15 protein-coding genes and 1 pseudogene are annotated in these 17060 nt (G+C 64.8%); 5 read left to right on the top strand and 11 right to left on the bottom strand.

What is annotated here, in order from left to right:
- Positions 1-47 precede the first annotated feature (47 nt).
- Positions 48-818, top strand: coding sequence for a MetQ/NlpA family ABC transporter substrate-binding protein (locus tag HU772_RS00375; RefSeq protein WP_186652745.1), 771 nt, complete (start codon positions 48-50; stop codon positions 816-818).
- A 130-nt stretch (positions 819-948) separates the two neighbouring features.
- On the opposite strand, the pseudogene HU772_RS00370 reads toward HU772_RS00375, so the two are convergent.
- The 5 genes and pseudogenes from HU772_RS00370 to HU772_RS00350 all read right to left on the bottom strand — a co-directional run.
- Positions 949-1575: pseudogene (locus HU772_RS00370) on the bottom strand (SCO family protein); the annotation flags it as partial.
- Positions 1572-2420 (bottom strand): heme o synthase, encoded by an 849-nt coding sequence (gene cyoE, locus HU772_RS00365; RefSeq protein WP_189664856.1) that lies wholly within the window; start codon positions 2418-2420, stop codon positions 1572-1574. The pseudogene HU772_RS00370 and the gene cyoE, both read right to left, overlap by 4 nt.
- A 35-nt stretch (positions 2421-2455) precedes the next feature.
- The gene (locus tag HU772_RS00360; protein ID WP_186652750.1) at positions 2456-3529 is read right to left on the bottom strand and encodes a COX15/CtaA family protein; all 1074 of its coding nucleotides are present in this window, start codon (positions 3527-3529) and stop codon (positions 2456-2458) included.
- Positions 3530-3538: 9 nt separating this feature from the next.
- The gene (locus HU772_RS00355; RefSeq protein WP_186652752.1) at positions 3539-4117 is read right to left on the bottom strand and encodes a PA_0111/PP_0108 family redox-active disulfide protein; all 579 of its coding nucleotides are present in this window, start codon (positions 4115-4117) and stop codon (positions 3539-3541) included.
- A complete protein-coding gene (locus HU772_RS00350) occupies positions 4083-4826 on the bottom strand; it encodes an SURF1 family protein (protein ID WP_186652754.1) in 744 nt (247 codons plus the stop codon). Before HU772_RS00350 ends, HU772_RS00355 begins: the two co-directional genes overlap by 35 nt.
- A 63-nt stretch (positions 4827-4889) precedes the next feature.
- Here HU772_RS00350 and HU772_RS00345 point away from each other — a divergent pair, with 63 nt between their 5' ends.
- Positions 4890-5093, top strand: a complete 204-nt coding sequence (locus HU772_RS00345; RefSeq protein ID WP_110736050.1) for a twin transmembrane helix small protein — start codon at positions 4890-4892, stop codon at positions 5091-5093.
- A gap of 22 nt (positions 5094-5115) precedes the next feature.
- On the opposite strand, the gene HU772_RS00340 is transcribed toward HU772_RS00345, so the two are convergent.
- Genes HU772_RS00340 through coxB form a run of 4 tightly spaced genes read right to left on the bottom strand, consistent with a single transcriptional unit; the run spans position 5116 to position 9330 of the window.
- The gene (locus HU772_RS00340) at positions 5116-6003 is read right to left on the bottom strand and encodes a cytochrome c oxidase subunit 3 (RefSeq protein ID WP_186652755.1); all 888 of its coding nucleotides are present in this window, start codon (positions 6001-6003) and stop codon (positions 5116-5118) included.
- A 16-nt stretch (positions 6004-6019) separates the two neighbouring features.
- Positions 6020-6571, bottom strand: coding sequence for a cytochrome c oxidase assembly protein (locus HU772_RS00335; RefSeq protein WP_186652756.1), 552 nt, complete (start codon positions 6569-6571; stop codon positions 6020-6022).
- A 10-nt stretch (positions 6572-6581) separates the two neighbouring features.
- On the bottom strand, positions 6582-8171 hold the full coding sequence (gene ctaD, locus HU772_RS00330; RefSeq protein WP_186652758.1) for a cytochrome c oxidase subunit I: 1590 nt from the start codon (positions 8169-8171) through the stop codon (positions 6582-6584).
- A 31-nt stretch (positions 8172-8202) separates the two neighbouring features.
- Positions 8203-9330 carry a cytochrome c oxidase subunit II gene (coxB, locus tag HU772_RS00325; RefSeq protein WP_186652760.1) on the bottom strand — a complete coding sequence of 376 codons (1128 nt, stop codon included), beginning with the start codon at positions 9328-9330 and terminating at the stop codon, positions 8203-8205.
- A 381-nt stretch (positions 9331-9711) separates the two neighbouring features.
- On the opposite strand from coxB, the gene HU772_RS00320 reads away from it, so the two are divergent.
- Complete coding sequence (locus HU772_RS00320; RefSeq protein WP_186652762.1) at positions 9712-10353, top strand: hypothetical protein; 642 nt, start codon at positions 9712-9714, stop codon at positions 10351-10353.
- Between the two features lie 120 nt (positions 10354-10473).
- Here the strand turns inward: HU772_RS00320 and HU772_RS00315 are convergent, their stop codons facing one another.
- Together HU772_RS00315 and HU772_RS00310 are read right to left on the bottom strand one after the other, a co-directional pair.
- Positions 10474-12009 (bottom strand): SulP family inorganic anion transporter, encoded by a 1536-nt coding sequence (locus tag HU772_RS00315; protein ID WP_189664850.1) that lies wholly within the window; start codon positions 12007-12009, stop codon positions 10474-10476.
- 190 nt (positions 12010-12199) lie between these two features.
- Positions 12200-12919, bottom strand: a complete 720-nt coding sequence (locus HU772_RS00310; RefSeq protein ID WP_186652764.1) for a carbonic anhydrase — start codon at positions 12917-12919, stop codon at positions 12200-12202.
- 455 nt (positions 12920-13374) lie between these two features.
- Here HU772_RS00310 and HU772_RS00305 point away from each other — a divergent pair, with 455 nt between their 5' ends.
- Positions 13375-14790 (top strand): TolC family outer membrane protein, encoded by a 1416-nt coding sequence (locus HU772_RS00305; protein ID WP_186652766.1) that lies wholly within the window; start codon positions 13375-13377, stop codon positions 14788-14790.
- 119 nt (positions 14791-14909) lie between these two features.
- Positions 14910-17036, top strand: a complete 2127-nt coding sequence (locus HU772_RS00300) for a type I secretion system permease/ATPase (RefSeq protein WP_186652768.1) — start codon at positions 14910-14912, stop codon at positions 17034-17036.
- The last annotated feature ends 24 nt before the right edge of the window (positions 17037-17060 follow it).

Genomic DNA, 17060 nt, shown 5'->3' with positions numbered 1-17060 from the left:
CGGCCGACCCGTTCGGGGGCCGTCGCGGCCCTCACAAGGAGTGATCAATGAAGAAGCTGCTTGCTGTTGTCGCCGCCGTCGCGGCCTTCTCGGCCAACGCCGAGACCCTGACCGTCGCCGCCACCCCGGTGCCGCACGCCGAGATCCTCAAGTTCGTCCAGCCACAGCTGGCCAAAGAGGGCGTGGAGCTGAAGGTCAAGGAGTTCACCGACTACATCCAGCCGAACGTGCAGGTGGCCGAAAAGCGCCTGGACGCCAACTTCTTCCAGCACCAACCGTACCTGGATGAGTTCAACAAGGCCAAGGGCACCCACCTGGTGAGTGTTGCCGGCGTGCACATCGAGCCGCTGGGCGTGTACTCGAGCAAGATCAAGAAGCTCGACGAGCTGCCATCCGGCGCCACCGTGGTCATCCCCAACGACGCCACCAACGGCGGCCGCGCCCTGCTGCTGCTGGACAAGGCCGGGGTGATCAAGCTCAAGGACAACAAGAACATCCTGTCGACCCTAAAGGACATCGCCGAGAACCCGAAAGGCCTGAAGTTCCGCGAGCTGGAAGCGGCCACCATCCCGCGCGTGCTGACCCAGGTCGATGCCGCCCTGATCAACACCAACTACGCGCTGGAAGCCAAGCTCAACCCGCAGACCGACGCCCTGGCCATCGAGGGCAGCGATTCGCCGTACGTGAACATCCTGGTCACCCGCGAGGACAACAAGGACGCGGACGCGGTGAAGAAGCTGGTGCAGGCACTGCACTCGCCCGAGGTGAAGCAGTTCATCACCGAGAAGTACAAGGGCGCTGTGGTGCCAGCGTTCTAAGCTGACATCCCCGGGGCCGCTTTGCGGCCCATCGCGACACAAGGCCGCTCCTACAGAGGAATGCAATCTCCTGTAGGAGCGGCCTTGTGTCGCGATGGCCTGCGCAGCAGGCCCGAGGACCGAATGCCAATCGCGGGGCCAGCCCCGGCAACTGCGCCGCCAGCTTCTGGTTGTTGAACGGCGCCCGAATGAACCCGCGCTGACGCCCATCCGGCCCGACGATGGCCAGGTTGCCGCTGTGATCCACGGTATACCCCGCCTTGCTGGTATCGGCCGGAATGAACGGGATGCTCAAGGCATTGGCCAGCTTCTGGGTATCCTCGATCGACCCCGCCACCCCGACGAAATCCTTGTCGAAATAGCCCAGGTACTGCTTGAGCTGGTTCGGCGTGTCGCGGTTCGGGTCGACGCTCACCAATACCACCTGCAGACGCTCCAGAGCTTCCTTGGGCAGCTCGCTCTTGACCTGGCGCAGCTGGGCCAGGGTGGTCGGGCAAATGTCCGGGCAATAGGTGTAGCCGAAGAACAGCAACGACCACTTGCCCTTGAGTTCATTGAGCGCCAGCGGCTGGCCGTTCTGGTCGGTCATGCTCACGTCCGGCACGCTGCGGCTCTGTGGCAGCAGGATGATGCCGGCGTCGATCAGTTCGGTGGGGTTCAACTGACCGCGGTCGTTGAGCACCTTGTTGACGGTCAGGCCCATGATCAGCGCGACCAGGGCAACGAGGATAAAGACAGTTTTCTGGGTTCGGGTCATAGGTTCAGCAACAGGTAGTGGTCAACGAGCAACGCGATGAACAGGGCGAACAGGTAGCCGATAGAGTACTTGAACGTGCCGATCGCCGCGTGCGGCCGGCTGCCACGGTACAACACCCAGGCCCACTGCAGGAAGCGCAGGCCCAACCCCAGGGCACAGGCCAGGTACAGCGGGCCGCTCATGTGGATGGCATAGGGCAGCAGGCTCACGGCCAGCAGAATCAGGGTATACAGCAGGATATGCAGGGCGGTGTAGCGCTCGCCGTGGGTCACCGGCAGCATGGGGATATCGGCCTTGGCATACTCGGCCTTGCGGTGGATGGCCAGGGCCCAGAAGTGCGGCGGAGTCCAGGCGAAGATGATCAGCACCAGCAGCAGCGGCTCGGCGCTCACATGCCCGCTCACCGCCACCCAGCCCAGCAATGGCGGGGCTGCCCCGGCCAGGCCGCCGATCACGATATTCTGCGGCGTGGCCCGCTTGAGATAGCCGGTGTAGAGCACCGCGTAACCCAGCAGCGAGGCCAGCGTCAGCCAGGCGGTGAGGGCGTTGGTGAATACCAGCAGCAGGCCCATGCCCGCCAAGGCCAGCAGCAGGGCGAACAGCAAGGCCGGCAACGGCGCGACCCGGCCCTGGGCCAGCGGGCGATTGTGGGTGCGGGCCATCAGCGCGTCGATGCGCCGGTCCAGCACATGGTTGACCGCCGCCGCGCCACCCGCGCACAAGGCGATGCCGAGGTTGCCGAACAGCAGCACGCTCCAGGCCACCCCGGCGCGGGTGGCGAGGAACATGCCCACCAGCGAGGTGATCAGCATCAGCACCACCACCTTGGGTTTGGTCAGCTCCATATAGTCGCGCCAACCGGCGCGCGGGCTATCCGTGCTCAGAAGCGTCGCCACGAGTCGTTCCTCATGTGATGGGAAATGCCCGCGCTGGTGATCGGCCGCAGGCGCCAGCCATGGCCCACGCGCACCTTGTCGACCACGCGGATGCGGTAGTTCACCAGCACCATGCTCAGCAGCAGCAGGATGCCGCCAGCGTTGTGGGCCACGGCCACGGCCAGCGGCAGGTGCAGCAGCACATTGCTCACGCCCAGCCCGATCTGCAGCGCCAGCGCCAGCAGTACCAGGCGTGCCAGGCCGGTCAGGCCATGGCGATGCAGCTTCCAGCTAAGCATCAGCAGCACCGTGATCACCATCAATGCGCCGAGGCGGTGACTGATGTGGATCGCGGTGCGCGCATCGCTGTCCAGCTGCCCGCCTAGGTAGTTGGGGCCGACATGCTGGGTGAGGTGGAAACCGTTGCTGAAGTCCGCCGCCGGCCACCATTGGCCATGGCAGGTGGGCAGGTCAATGCAGGCCACTGCCGCGTAATTGGAGCTGACCCAGCCGCCCAGAGCGATCTGGCCGATCACCACCAGCAGTGCCAACGCGGCGATACGGCGCAGGCTCAGGGGCAGTTTCGGCAAAGGCGCAAAGGCCCGGGATAGACGCAGGGATAACAGGAAAAGCAGGCTGACCGTGGTGAAGCCACCGAGCAAGTGCGCGGTGACTACCTGGGGCCAGAGCTTCAAGGTCACCGTCCACATGCCGAACGCCGCCTGGGCCAGCACAACGCCCAGCAATAGCAGCGGCAAGCGATAGGGCTGGCCATCTCGGGCATGTCGGCGCACGGCCTGGAAGGCGAGCAGGGCGATCACCAGCGCCAGCGTCCCAGCGAAATAGCGATGGACCATCTCCGCCCAGCCCTTGGCTTCCTCGACCGGGTGCTCGGGGAAGTGCAGCTCGGCATGGGCCAGTTGCGCATCGGTCTTGGGCACGCTGATGAAGCCGTAGCAGCCCGGCCAGTCCGGGCAGCCGAGCCCGGCATGGGTCAGCCGGGTGTAGGCACCGAGCAGCACGACCAGCAGCGCCAGCAGGGTGGCGAACACAGCGAGGCGGAATCCGGGTCTGGCCATGGCGGCCTCCTAGCCGATGTTGGACAGCTTGAGCAGGTGACGCAGGTCATCCAGCACCTGCTTGCCGTTGACCTTGGCGTCATAGCGCAACACCAGGTTGCCGTGCGGGTCGACGATCCACAGCTGCGGGCCGGGCTCGCCAACCTTTTGCCGGTAACGCTGGGCGTCCAGCGGATAGCGCTGCAACTGCGGGTATTCACGGTCGAGCATGCCCTGGTAATCGCCATCCAGCGCCTGGGCCGAAGCCAGGGCATGGCTGGCGCGGCTGGCGTCGCGGCCCAGGCCGATCTGGATCTGCCGGGCCAGATACACCAACTGCCGACAGTCTTCGGCGCAGGCCTCGGGGGCACTGACCAACAATTGCCAGCGCTCATCCTGGGCATCGATGCCGATATCGGCGCGGCCCAGGCCGTTGCCGATCATCACCCCGTGGTAACTGCGCCCGTCCGGCACCCAGAACTGCAGCTTGTACATGCTGGTGGCGAGGATCATCGGCCCGAGCACGACGAACAGGATCAGCAGCAATTGCAGGCGCCCACGGGCCTTGCGGCCTTCAGGTGCGTGCAGCGGACTCGTGGCGGCGGCCATGGCGGTTCTCCTTGTCGTTGTGATGCCAGCCGAAATAGAGGTAGAGCAGCAGCAATGCCGTCGCCAGGGCGAACCACTGCACGGCATAGCCCAGGTGCTTTTCGGGCCCCATGGCGACTACCGGCCAGTCCAGCCGATAGCTGGCCGGTCCCGGTTGCAAGCGCAGTTCATGGGCGAAGCCGTCCCGCCCCAGTTGCTGCCAGAGCGCGGTCGGTTCGATGGCGGTGAGCAGGTGCGGCCACTGGCCTTCGGTCGAATCGGGGTGGAGCTGGAACGTCTTGCCGGGCGCGACATACACCGAGGCCTCCAGCGCCAGCGGCTGGTCGGGGGTGTCGAAGCGCACCGGCACGCGCCGATCCGGCCAGGGCAGCCAGCCGCGATTGACCAGCAGCCATTGCCCGCTGGCCTGGTCGTGGAACGGCTGCAACAGTTCCACGCCAGGCCTGCCATCGCGCAGCTGGTTATCCAGCAGCAGGCTGTGCTCGGCGTCGAAGCGGCCGTAGAGATGCACGGGGTAGAAAGCCGGATCCGGCAACTGGCGCAATTGCGCGGCGGCCACTGGCGCTTCGATCTGGCGCGCGGTGTAGGTATCGAGCAAGGCGCGTTTTTCATCGGCGCGACGCAGCTGCCAGCAGCCGAGCGCGATCAACCCCGGCAGCAGCGCGAGCACCACCAGGGTCGGGATCCAGCCCGGACGGAACGGCCTCATCGGGGCCCCGTCGGGGCAATCGCTATACTTGTCCTCATCACTGCATCCCCCCGGAGTTTCGCCATGCTCAAGGCCGCGATTGTCCTGATGCTGCTGGCCACCATCGCCAGCCTGTTCAGTGGCCTGGTGTTCCTGGTCAAGGACGACGACCAGTCGACCCGCCTGCTCAAGGCCCTCACCGTGCGTGTCGCCCTCGCCACCCTGACCATCGGGCTGGTGGCCTGGGGCTTCATCAGCGGGCAGTTGGTGTCGCACGCGCCGTTCTGAAACCCCCGCTCCCACAGGGCTCCTACAGCACATACACAAAGATGAACAACCCCACCCAGACCACATCGACGAAGTGCCAGTACCAGCTGGCCGCCTCGAAGCCGAAGTGCTTGTCCGGGTTGAAATGCCCGCGCAGCACTCGGCAGAACATCACGAACAGGATCAACGTCCCCAAGGTCACGTGCGCGCCGTGGAACCCGGTGAGCATGAAGAACGTCGCGCCGTAGATCCCCGAGCCCAGGGTCAGCCCCAGTTCGGTGTAGGCCTCGTGGTACTCGTAGGCCTGCAGCACGAGAAAGGCGATACCCAGCACAATCGTCAGCCCCAGCCACAGCTTCAACGCGCCACGATGCCCCTTGCGCAAGGCGTGGTGGGCAATGGTCACGGTGACGCTGGAGCTCACCAGCAGGATGGTGTTGATCAGCGGCAGGTGCCACGGATCGATCACCTCCTTCGGTGGCGGGAACAGTTTCGGGTCGGGCGTGTGCAGCAGCGGCCAGACGAACTCAAAATTGGGCCACAGCATGTGCGCCACGCCCTTGTGCCCCTCGCCCCCCAGCCACGGCCCGGCCAGCACCCGCACGTAGAACAGCGCACCGAAGAAGGCCAGGAAGAACATCACCTCGGAGAAGATGAACCAGCTCATGCCCCAGCGGAACGAGCGGTCCATCTGCGCGCTGTACAGCCCGGCGTGGCTTTCCTTGACCACCGCGCCGAACCAGCCGAACAGCATGTACGCCAGGAACAGCCCGCCGACGAAGAAGATCAACGGCCCATGGGACTCCGGATGGCCAGCCTTGAGGTCGTTGAACCAAGTGCCCAGGCCGAACACGGTGATGAACAGGCCGATCGTGGCGATGATCGGCCACTTGCTCTGCGCCGGGACGTAATAGTGCTCGTGGCTTGCCATGGCGGATCTCCTTCCCTCAACGGGCGCCCGCGGTCGCGGCGACCGGGGGGTGGCGAGCGGTGATATCGAACAGGGTGTAGGCCAGGGTCAGGTGCTTCACCGACTCCGGCAGGTCGCGATCGACGATGAAACGCACCGGCATCTCGATGCGCTCACCGGGTTGCAGCACCTGCTGGGTGAAGCAGAAGCACTCGGTCTTGTGGAAGTACGCCGCGGCCTCGGCCGGGGTGATGCTGGGGATAGCCTGGGCGCTCATCGGCTTGTTGGTCGGGTTGCGGGCGATGAAGATCATCTGGTTCACCGCCCCTGGGTTGACCTCGATCTGGTCGGCGGTGGAGTGGAATTCCCAGCTCATGTCGCCGGCGTTGGTCGACATGAACTGCACCCGCACCGCACGCGAGGGATCGCTGACCTGGCTGCCCTCGTATTGCCCGCCAGTCTTGCCGTTGATGCCGAAGGCCTTGCACATCACGTCGTAGATCGGCACCAGGGCAAAGCCGAAGGCGAACATCACCACCGTCAGCAGCAACAGGCGGCTGACCAGGCGTTTGAGCGACAGGCCGTCCATTGCAGGGCTCCTACTTCACATCCGGTGGGGTCTGGAAGGTGTGGTACGGTGCCGGCGACGGCACCGACCATTCCAGGCCCTCGGCGCCATCCCAGGGCTTGGCCGGGGCCGGCGCGCCGCCGCGGATGCACTTGATGACGATGAACAGGAAGAACACCTGGGTGGCGCCGAAGATGAACGCGCCGATCGACGAGACCATGTTGAAGTCGGCGAACTGCAGGTTGTAGTCGGGAATGCGTCGCGGCATGCCGGCCAGCCCCACGAAGTGCATGGGGAAGAAGGCCATGTTCATGCCGATGAACGACAACCAGAAGTGCAGCTTGGCCAGGGTTTCGTCGTACATGTGGCCGGTCCACTTCGGCAGCCAGTAATACGCCGAGGCGAAGATGCCGAAGATCGCCCCGGGCACCAGCACATAGTGGAAGTGCGCCACCACGAAGTAGGTGTCGTGGTATTGGAAGTCGGCCGGGGCGATGGCCAGCATCAGCCCGGAGAACCCGCCAATGGTGAACAGGATCACGAAGGCGATGGCGAACAGCATCGGCGCCTCGAAGGTCAGCGAGCCTTCCCACATGGTGCTGACCCAGTTGAATACCTTCACCCCGGTGGGCACGGCGATCAGCATGGTGGCGTACATGAAGAACAGCTCGCCGACCACCGGAATGCCGACCACGAACATGTGGTGGGCCCAGACGATGAACGACAGGAAGGCGATGGCCCCGGTGGCATAGACCATCGAGGTGTAGCCGAACAGCGGCTTGCGTGAGAACGCCGGGATGATCGAGCTGACCGCGCCGAAGGCCGGCAGGATCATGATGTACACCTCGGGGTGGCCGAAGAACCAGAACACATGCTGGAACAGCACCGGGTCACCGCCGCCGGCGGCACTGAAGAAGCTGGTGCCGAAGTGGATGTCCATCAGCATCATGGTCACCACGCCTGCCAGTACCGGCATCACCGCGATCAGCAGGAACGCGGTGATCAGCCAGGTCCAGACGAACAGCGGCATCTTCATCAGAGTCATGCCTGGGGCACGCAGGTTGAGGATGGTGGCGATCACGTTGATCGCGCCCATGATCGAGCTGATGCCCATCAGGTGGATGGCGAAGATGAAGAAGGTCACGCTGGCCGGGGCGTAGGTGGTCGACAGCGGGGCGTAGAAGGTCCAGCCGAAGTTCGGCCCGCCACCGGGGCTGAACAGGGTCGAGACCAACAGCAGGAACGCCGCCGGCAGCAGCCAGAAGCTGAAGTTGTTCATCCGTGGCAGGGCCATGTCGGGCGCGCCGATCATCAGCGGGATCATCCAGTTGGCCAGGCCGACGAACGCCGGCATCACCGCGCCGAACACCATGATCAGCCCGTGCATGGTGGTCATCTGGTTGAAGAACGCCGGCTCGACGATCTGCAGCCCGGGCTGGAACAGCTCGGCGCGGATCACCATGGCGAACGAGCCGCCGAGCAGGAACATGGTGAAGGCGAACCACAGGTACATCGTGCCGATGTCCTTGTGGTTGGTGGTCAGTACCCAGCGCATCAGGCCCTTGGCCGGGCCGTGGGCGTGTTCATGACCCTGGGCGTGGTCGTCGATCACTGCACTCATGTCCTGTCTCCTGCCAACCTGGGGCACCGGTTCATTTGCTTTCCGCCTGCTTGAGCGCCAGCACATCCTTCGGCGTGACCATGTCACCCTTGTTGTTGCCCCAGGCGTTGCGTTCGTAGGTGACCACGGCGGCTATATCGACTTCCGACAACTGCTTGCCGAACGCGGCCATGGCCGTGCCAGGGCGGCCATGGAAGACCACGCTCAGGTGCTCCTCCTTCGGTCCGGTGGCGACCTTCGAGCCCTTGAGCGCCGGGAACATCGGCGGCAGGCCCTGGCCCTCGGCCTGGTGACAGGCCACGCAGGTGGTGTGGTAGACCTTGTCGCCACGTTCGACCAGCTCCTGCAGGGTCCAGTCCTTGCTGGTCAACTCCTTGAGCTTGGCCGCCTCGGCCTTGCGCTCGCCGAGCCAGGCGTCGTAGTCGGCCTTGGACTTGACCTCGACCACCACCGGCATGAAGCCGTGGTCCTTGCCGCACAATTCGGTGCACTGGCCACGGTAGATGCCGGGCTTCTCGACCCGCGTCCAGGCTTCGTTGACGAAGCCGGGGATAGCGTCGCGCTTGACCGCGAAGGCCGGCACCCACCAAGAGTGGATGACGTCGGCGGCGGTCACCAGGAAGCGCACCTTGGCCCCGACCGGCAGCACCAGCGGCTGGTCGACCTCGAGCAGGTAGTGCTCGTCCTTGGGCGCCTTGTTGTGGATCTGATCGGTGGGGGTGGCCAGGTTGCTGAAGAACTCGACGTCCTGGCCCAGGTACTTGTAGTGCCACTTCCACTGGTAGCCGGTGACCTGGATATCGATGTCCGAGTCGCTGGCATCGTAGATGTCGATCAGGGTTTTGGTTGCCGGGATGGCCATGACCACGAGGATCAGGAACGGCACCACGGTCCAGAGGATTTCGACCCAGGTGTGCTCGTGGAAATGCGCCGGTTGCTGGCCGGTGGAGCGGCGGTGGATGACCATCGACCAGAACATCGCGCCGAACACCACGATGCCGATGATCACGCAGATCCAGAAGATGGTCATGTGCAGGTCGAACACGGCGTGGGAGACGTCCGTCGCCCCGGGAGCCATGTTCACGGTCCATGCCGCCTGTGCCTGACCAAACATTGACCACAGCAACAGGCCCATCCAGACATGTGGATGTCGCATCATTGCGGGTTCCCCTTATCGTTCTTGTAGTCCCGGAGGCGTGGACGACCTGCTACGACAAAGGGGGGAACGGCGGCCAAGACTGCCTGGCTTCGACGACCGAGCCCCCTGCTAAAGGCAGTCGGGCCTCATCAACGAATCACGTTTCACCGGGAGTATAGCCACCGACCAATGGCGCGCAACGCAAGGGGTGAAATCAACTTCATCGAACCAAACGTTTGCGCTGAAAGCCGCGTAATTGCTGGGCTCGAGCACACTGATGGCACATTGATATAGCGAATTTCCTACACGTGCCTCAGCGATATAACAAATGCGTCTTAGCTATTCTCGTAAGCAAGCTAACTTAGTGTCTTCCGTTTGTAACGCCTTGTCCCTGGAGTTGTCATGAACATCGCTGCTGTACGCGAGCAGATCGAAAATGCCCATCAACACGAAAGCCGCACAGGCCAACTGAAACATCGCCTCGAGCAGCAACTGCCGCATTTGCACCCCTCGATTCAGCTACCCCAGCAGGACGCACAGGGTACCTTGGCGCGCTTCGTCGGCGCCTACATCAACGAAGTACCGGAATTGCTCGAAGCCGCGCACACCGTGGCGGTCGAGGCCGGTATCGAGTCGCAGATCAAACCAGTGCTGAAGATCGCCGAAGCCTACTTCCTGCAGCCGCCGAGCGTAATGGCCGGGCAGGTCGGGCTGGACTGCCTGCTGGACGAGGCCTACCTCGCCCATCGCCTGGTGGAAGAGGTCAACGACCTGTATATCCGCCACTTCCAACAGCCACTGATCCCAGTCGACACCACCGTCGCCAACCTGATCGCCCATCAACTGATCGGCGAGGCCTTCGCCAACCAGCTGGATGAAGTAGTGCACCATTCGGTGGATGAAATGCTCGACGACCAGAGCTTCGCTGCCGAATCCGTCGAAGCCTACCGCGACAAGCTGTCGAGCCCGGCGACTGGCGCGGCGTGGAAACGCTGGCCGTGCCTGTCGCGCCAGCTGGGTGTGGAATTGGGCCAGTCGGCCTGAATTCAACATTGATGCAACCTGGGCCGGCCCCTTCGCGGGCAAGCCCGCTCCCACAGGGTGAGAACAGCTCCGTGCCTGTGGGAGCGGGCTTGCCCGCGAAGAGGCCGCTACAGACTCACGCTAAACCCCAACCCCCGCCGTAGTCCGCAACCGTCCCTCGACCCGCCGCTTCAACCGCCGCTGCTCCAGCACCAGTCGCGACCCCTTGGCCGCGCCACTGCGCCCCCAGTCCTCCAGCAGCTCCAGGCAGGAATGGTCGATATAGTTCAGGTTGCCCAGCGGCACATGCAGCGTGCTGCCCTCCGGCACGGTCTGCAGCACCTGGGTCAGCGCCGGCACCTTGAGGAAGGTCGCCGCCCCGCTCAGGCGCAATTCCATGTGCCCCGGCGCTGCCAACGCCACCAGGTTGATCTTCAACCGCGCCGCCTTGAACGCCAGCTTCAGCAGGGTGAGGGCGAAGCCCAGCAGCACACCGGTGAGCAGATCGGTGAAAACGATCGCCAGCGCCGTCGCCGCATAGGTGAACATCGGCATCCGCCCATAACGGCCCAGGCCACGGAACGCCTTGAAGTCCACCAGTTTCACGCCGGTGTACACCAGCACGCCGGCCAGGCTCGCCACCGGAATCTGCTGCAGCACGCTGCTCAGCGCGACCACGAAGGCCAGCAACCAGACGCCGTGCAGAATCGCCGAAGCGCGGGTCTGCGCGCCGGCCTGCACGTTGGCCGAGCTGCGCACGATCACCCCGGTCATCGGCAACGCGCCGAGCACGCCGCAGAGCATGTTGCCAATACCCTGCGCCGACAGTTCACGGTCGAAATCCGAACGCTGGCCGCTGTGCATGCGGTCTACCGCAGCAGCCGACAGCAGTGTTTCGGCACTGGCGATGAAGGCCAGGGCGAACGCCGCCACCAGCAGGGTCGGGTCGGCGAGCTCGAGCAGGTCGCCTGGGCGCAACCAGTCGATGGCTTCGGACAGGTCGGCGGGCACCTGCACCCGGTTGACCGGCAACGCCAGCCACAGGCTGATGGCAGTCATCGCCGCCACCCCGAGCAACGCGCCGGGGATGAAGCGCAAGCGTTGCGGGCGAAAGCGCTCCCAAGCCCACATGATGGCGATGGTGCCCAGGCCCAGGGCACCGGCCTGCCAGCCATTGCCCGCGCTTTCCAGCGGCAGGGCCGAGGCCAGCGTCGCCGGGAAGCCCAGCAAGTTGTCCACACCTGAGGGTTGCGGCGCCGTGTCGAACATCACATGCACCTGGGACAGCACGATCAGCACGCCGATACCCGCAAGCATGCCGTACACCACCGCCGGTGCCGTCACCCGGAACCAGCAGCCCAGGCGCAGGCGCCCGGCCAGCAATTGCAACAGCCCGGCCAATAGCAGGATCGGCCCGAGCATGGCCATGCCGTGCTGGCGCACCAGTTCGAACACCAGCACCGCCAGGCCCGCGGCCGGGCCGCTCACCTGCAGCGGCGAGCCGGCCAGAAAGCCCACCACGAGGCCGCCGATAATGCCGGTGACCAGCCCTTTGGCCGGCGGCATGCCGGAAGCGATGGCGATGCCCATGCACAATGGCAGGGCCACCAGGAACACCACCACCGAAGCCAGCAATTCACGCGGCAATGCCGCTTTGATCTGTGTCATGTTCACCATGAAGCTCCTTTCTGGGGTTCACGGCCATTCCACTGGCCGCGAGCACGGGGGAACCCTGAATCGCGCGCAGGCGCGGGCCGCCAGCGGGAGTGCCGGCAAGGGGTCAGGGCGTTTTCAAGGCAGGCGCAAGCCGTGCCGCACCCAGCGGGTGCAGCCGGCAATCAAGGCGTGTTCAGCGTGTACGGGTCGCTTAGTAGCGGCCTCTCGGAGTAGCGGAGGGGATCGACTCGCCGGCGGTCAGCGGCAGGAAGCGGTCGCTGGCGGCATCGTAGGCTTCGATCTGGCTGGTTTCGATGTCGTAGATCCAGCCATGGATATGCAGCTGCCCGGCGGCCAGGCGCGAGGCCACTGACGGGTGGGTGCGCAGGTGGTGCAGCTGGGCGATGACGTTTTCCTTAGTCAGCAGCTGCATGCTTTCGTGCTCGCTGCCGCAGGAGCAGTTGTCCTCGATCACGGTGCGCGCCACTTCGGCATGGCGCAGCCAGGCGGCAACGGTCGGCATCTTGTCCAGCGAGTGCGGGTTGAGCACCGCGCGCATGGCGCCGCAATCGGAGTGGCCGCAGACGATGATGTGATGCACGCCCAGGGCCAGCACCGCGTATTCGATGGCGCTCGACACACCGCCGTTCATCTGGCCATACGGCGGCACGACGTTGCCGACGTTACGGGTGACGAACAGATCGCCCGGCGAGCTCTGGGTGATCAGTTCGGGGACGATGCGCGAGTCGGCGCAGGTGATGAACATGGCACGCGGCTTCTGCGCGGTGGCCAGCTTCTTGAACAGCTCCTGCTGCTCGGGAAAGACCTCGGTATGGAACCGCAGGAAGCCGTCGACGATATGCTTCAGGGCAGCATCGGCGCTTTCGGCGGGCGCAGCCGGGACGACCTTGGATGGGTCCTTGACGGGCATGATTCATCCTCTAGACGGTTTGAAGGTAGGTGCCATGTTACTGGGGAAAGATCAGGGCTATGCGGGATTTAGATGACACGCACAGGAAATTGATCACAGTCCCGGTGGGCTGATTCCTACGCTAGCGGAGAAAACTTAACTGAAACTTAATTGCGAAGGCTCTAGAACGGTCGTTCTAGCTGGGAGGCGGGTGCCCTGGATAATAGCAAAAAAGCATCAATTGCCAAGCGCCATGAGTGAAACTGCCGCCTTACCCTAACGGTGCTGATACTCCGGACTGGGCCATCGCATAAGGCCTTCAGCGCCTCACAGGGGCGGATCCGACACCGCTGCAGAACAAACAAACCGCTCTACTGCGCGCTTTCCGACAACATTCATGTCGCGCTTCCGATTTATTCAGGGCATTTCGCCAGTATAGGATGCGCATCCTTCATCGCCGCCAGACACGGATTGTCATGCCCCTGCGCACTACCTTGCTCCACGCCACCTTCCTGAGCAGCCTGAGTGTCTGCCCGGCACTGCTCGCCGACCCGCAACGCGCCGACCTGCTGGCGGTCTACCAACAGGCACTGGACCAAGATGCCCGCCTCAGCGCCGCCCGCCACGAATTCCAGGCCCTGAGCGAACGCGTGCCACAAGCCCGTGCCGGCCTGTTGCCGACCCTCAATGCCGGCGCCACCTTCGAAAGCACTCGCCTGCAGCGCGACGAACCCGCGCTCACCCGCACCCGCAGCGGCATGGTCTACCAGGCCAACCTCAACCAACCGCTGCTGCGCCTGGACCGCTGGTATGCCCTCAAGGCCGCCGAGGCCGGCACCGCGCAAGCCGGCCTGGACCTCGCCACCAAGGAACAGGCGCTGATCCTGCAAACCGCCGAGGCCTATTTCGATACCCTGCGCGCCCTCGACGCGCTGGCCGCCGCCAAGGCCGAGGCCAAGGCGCTCAAGCGCCAGCAGGAGCAGGCCCAGGGCCGCCTGGCGAACGGCGCCTCGAGCATCACCGACGTGCTCGATGCCCAGGCCGCCTACGACAACGCCAGTGCCAACCGCCAGCTGGCGCAACGCAAGGTCGACGATGCCTTCGAGGCGCTGTACCGCCTGACCCGCCAGGACTATGCGCAGATCGCCGGCATCGCCCACCAACTGCCGGTCCAGGCCCCGGTGCCCAACGATGCCAGCACCTGGGTCGAGCAGGCGGTGCAGGGCAACCTCGCCTTGCTCGCCAGCGGCCACGCGGTGGATGCCGCCGCGCAAGCCAACCGCCAGCGCAAGGCCGGGCATGCCCCGACCCTGGATGCCGTCGCGTCCTACCGCAAAGGCGACAACGACCGCTTCGGCTACAGCAACCCGACCGACTTCGGTCGCAACGGCTACCGCGACGACATCGCCCAGGGCACCCTCGGCCTGGAGCTGAACATTCCGCTGTACGCAGGCGGCCTGACCAGCTCGCAGGCCCGCGAAGCGGGCGAGCGTCTGGCGCAGAGCGAGGACGAGCACGAAGACCGCCGCCGCGAAGTGGTGCTGCAGACCCGTAATCTGCACCGCGCGGTCAACGCCGATGTGGAGCAGGTCCAGGCTCGCCAGCAAAGCATCCGCTCCAGCCAGGCCTCGCTGAAGGCCAACCAGGTGGGCCGGGCGCTCGGCTCACGCAACACCGCCGACGTCCTCAATGCCGAGCGCCAGCTGTACCGGGCCGTGCGTGAGTACAACGATGCCCGCTACGACTACATCATCGATTCCCTGAAGCTCAAGCAGGCCGCCGGCAGCCTGGCTCCCCAGGACCTGCTCGAGCTGTCCCACTACCTGAGCCGCGACTACGACCCCGACCGCGACTTTCTGCCGCCCGAGGCCAGGCAGCCCATCGCCAGTTAAACAGTTGAATGAAATCTCAATCATTCAATGATGGCAAAATGATTACAATTTTTACGAACCAAGCTAACCTATTGAATTAGTTGGCTTTACCAGGTCGTCACGGCCTGCATGGATGCGTTATGAGTGAACACCAACCAGGCACCCCGGACACCGGGCTGATCTGCCTGCTGATGCTGGCCCGTTTCCACAACGTGGCCGCCTCCGGCGAACAGCTGGCCCACGAGTTCGGCGATGGCCAGCAACCCTTCGCCACGCCACAGCTGCTGCAGGCTTCGCGCAAGCTCGGCCTCAAGGCCAGACGCGTCCAGACCTGCATCGAACGCCTGGCACGCACGCCACTGCCGGCGATTGCCGCCGATCGTGAGGGTGGCTTCTTCGTCATTGCCCGCATGGACCAGGGCAAGGCGCTGATCCAGGACCCGCGTGCCGAGCGCCCCGAGGTCATCGACCTGGCCACCCTCGAACAACGCTGGAGCGGCGAATTGCTGCTGCTGCGCAGCGAAGCACTGGCTCCCGGCGAGTCCTCGCGCTTCGACTTCACTTGGTTCATCCCGGCCATCGTCAAGCATCGCAAGCTGCTCGGCGAAGTGACCCTGGTGTCCTTCGTGCTACAGATCTTCGCCCTGCTCACGCCGCTGTTCTTCCAGGTGGTGATGGACAAGGTCCTGGTGCACCACGGCCTGACCACCCTGGATGTGATCGCCATCGGCCTGCTGGGCATCATGCTGTTCGAGTCGGCCCTGAGCGGCCTGCGCAGCTTCGTCTTCGCCCACACCGCCAGCCGCATCGACGTCGAACTGGGCTCACGCCTGTTCCACCACCTGATCCACCTGCCGCTGGCCTACTTCCAGGCGCGCCGGGTCGGTGACTCGGTGGCGCGGGTGCGCGAGCTGGAGAACATCCGCAACTTCCTCACCGGCAACGCCATCACCCTGGTGATGGACGTGCTGTTCTCGGTGGTGTTCATCGCCGTGATGTTCTACTACAGCGGCTGGCTGACCTTGGTGGTGGTGGCTTCACTGCCGCTCTACGCGCTGGTGTCGCTGCTGATCACACCGGTGCTGCGCCAGCGCCTGCAGGACAGCTTCAACCGTGGCGCCGAGAACCAGGCGTTCCTGGTCGAGACGGTCAACGGCATCGACACCCTCAAGTCGATGGCCGTCGAGCCGCAGATCCTGCGGCGCTGGGACAACCAGCTGGCGGCCTACGTCGCCGCCGGTTTCAAGACCCAGACCCTGTCGACCCTGGCCAACGAAAGCGTCGGCCTGATCGGCAAGCTGGTGACCGTCGCCACCCTCTGGCTCGGCGCGCGCCTGGTGATCGATGGCCAGCTCACGGTCGGCGAGCTGATCGCCTTCAACATGCTGGCCGGGCGCGTGGCCCAGCCGATCATGCGCCTGGCCCAGCTATGGACCAGCTTCCAGCAGACCGGCGTGTCGGTGCAGCGCCTGGGCGACATCCTCAACACCCGCACCGAGCTGGCCAGTTCTGCACGCAGCGCCTTGCCCCCCCTGCAAGGCCGTATCGAGTTCGACCAAGTGCATTTTCGCTACCGCGCCGATGGCTCGGAGATCCTCCGCGGGGTCAACCTGTGCATCGAGCCCGGCGAGGTGATCGGCGTGGTCGGGCGCTCAGGTTCCGGCAAGAGCACCCTGACCCGTCTGCTGCAGAGGCTCTACGTGCCCGAGCGCGGGCGGGTGCTGGTCGACGGCATGGACCTGGCCCTGGCCGATGCTTCCTCGCTGCGCCGGCAGATTGGCGTGGTGCAGCAGGACAACCTGCTGTTCAACCGCAGCATCCGCGAGAACATCGCCCTAGCCGACCCCGGCACCCCGCTGGAGACGGTCATGCAGGCCGCGCGCCTGGCCGGTGCCCACGACTTCATCCTCGAACTCGCCGAAGGCTACGACACGATGGTGGGCGAGCACGGTGCCTCGCTCTCGGGTGGACAACGCCAGCGCATCGCCATAGCCCGGGCGCTGATCGGCGACCCGCGCATCCTGATCTTCGACGAAGCCACCAGCGCGCTGGACTACGAGTCCGAACGCATCATCCAGCAGAACATGCGTTCGATCTGCCAGGGGCGCACGGTGATCATCATCGCCCACCGCCTGTCCGCCGTGCGCGATGCCAACCGCATCGTCGTGGTGGACCGCGGCCAGATCGTCGAACAAGGCAGCCACGCCGAACTGCTCGCACACCAGGCCGGGCACTACGCCAGGCTGCACCGCCTGCAACAGGGCTGACCCTCTCACCACCCCATACCAAGG

This window comes from Pseudomonas xantholysinigenes, from assembly GCF_014268885.2.
GTDB lineage: Bacteria > Pseudomonadota > Gammaproteobacteria > Pseudomonadales > Pseudomonadaceae > Aquipseudomonas > Aquipseudomonas xantholysinigenes.
Note: the sequence above shows the minus strand (reverse complement) of the source record. Positions and strands in the feature narration are given on the sequence as shown.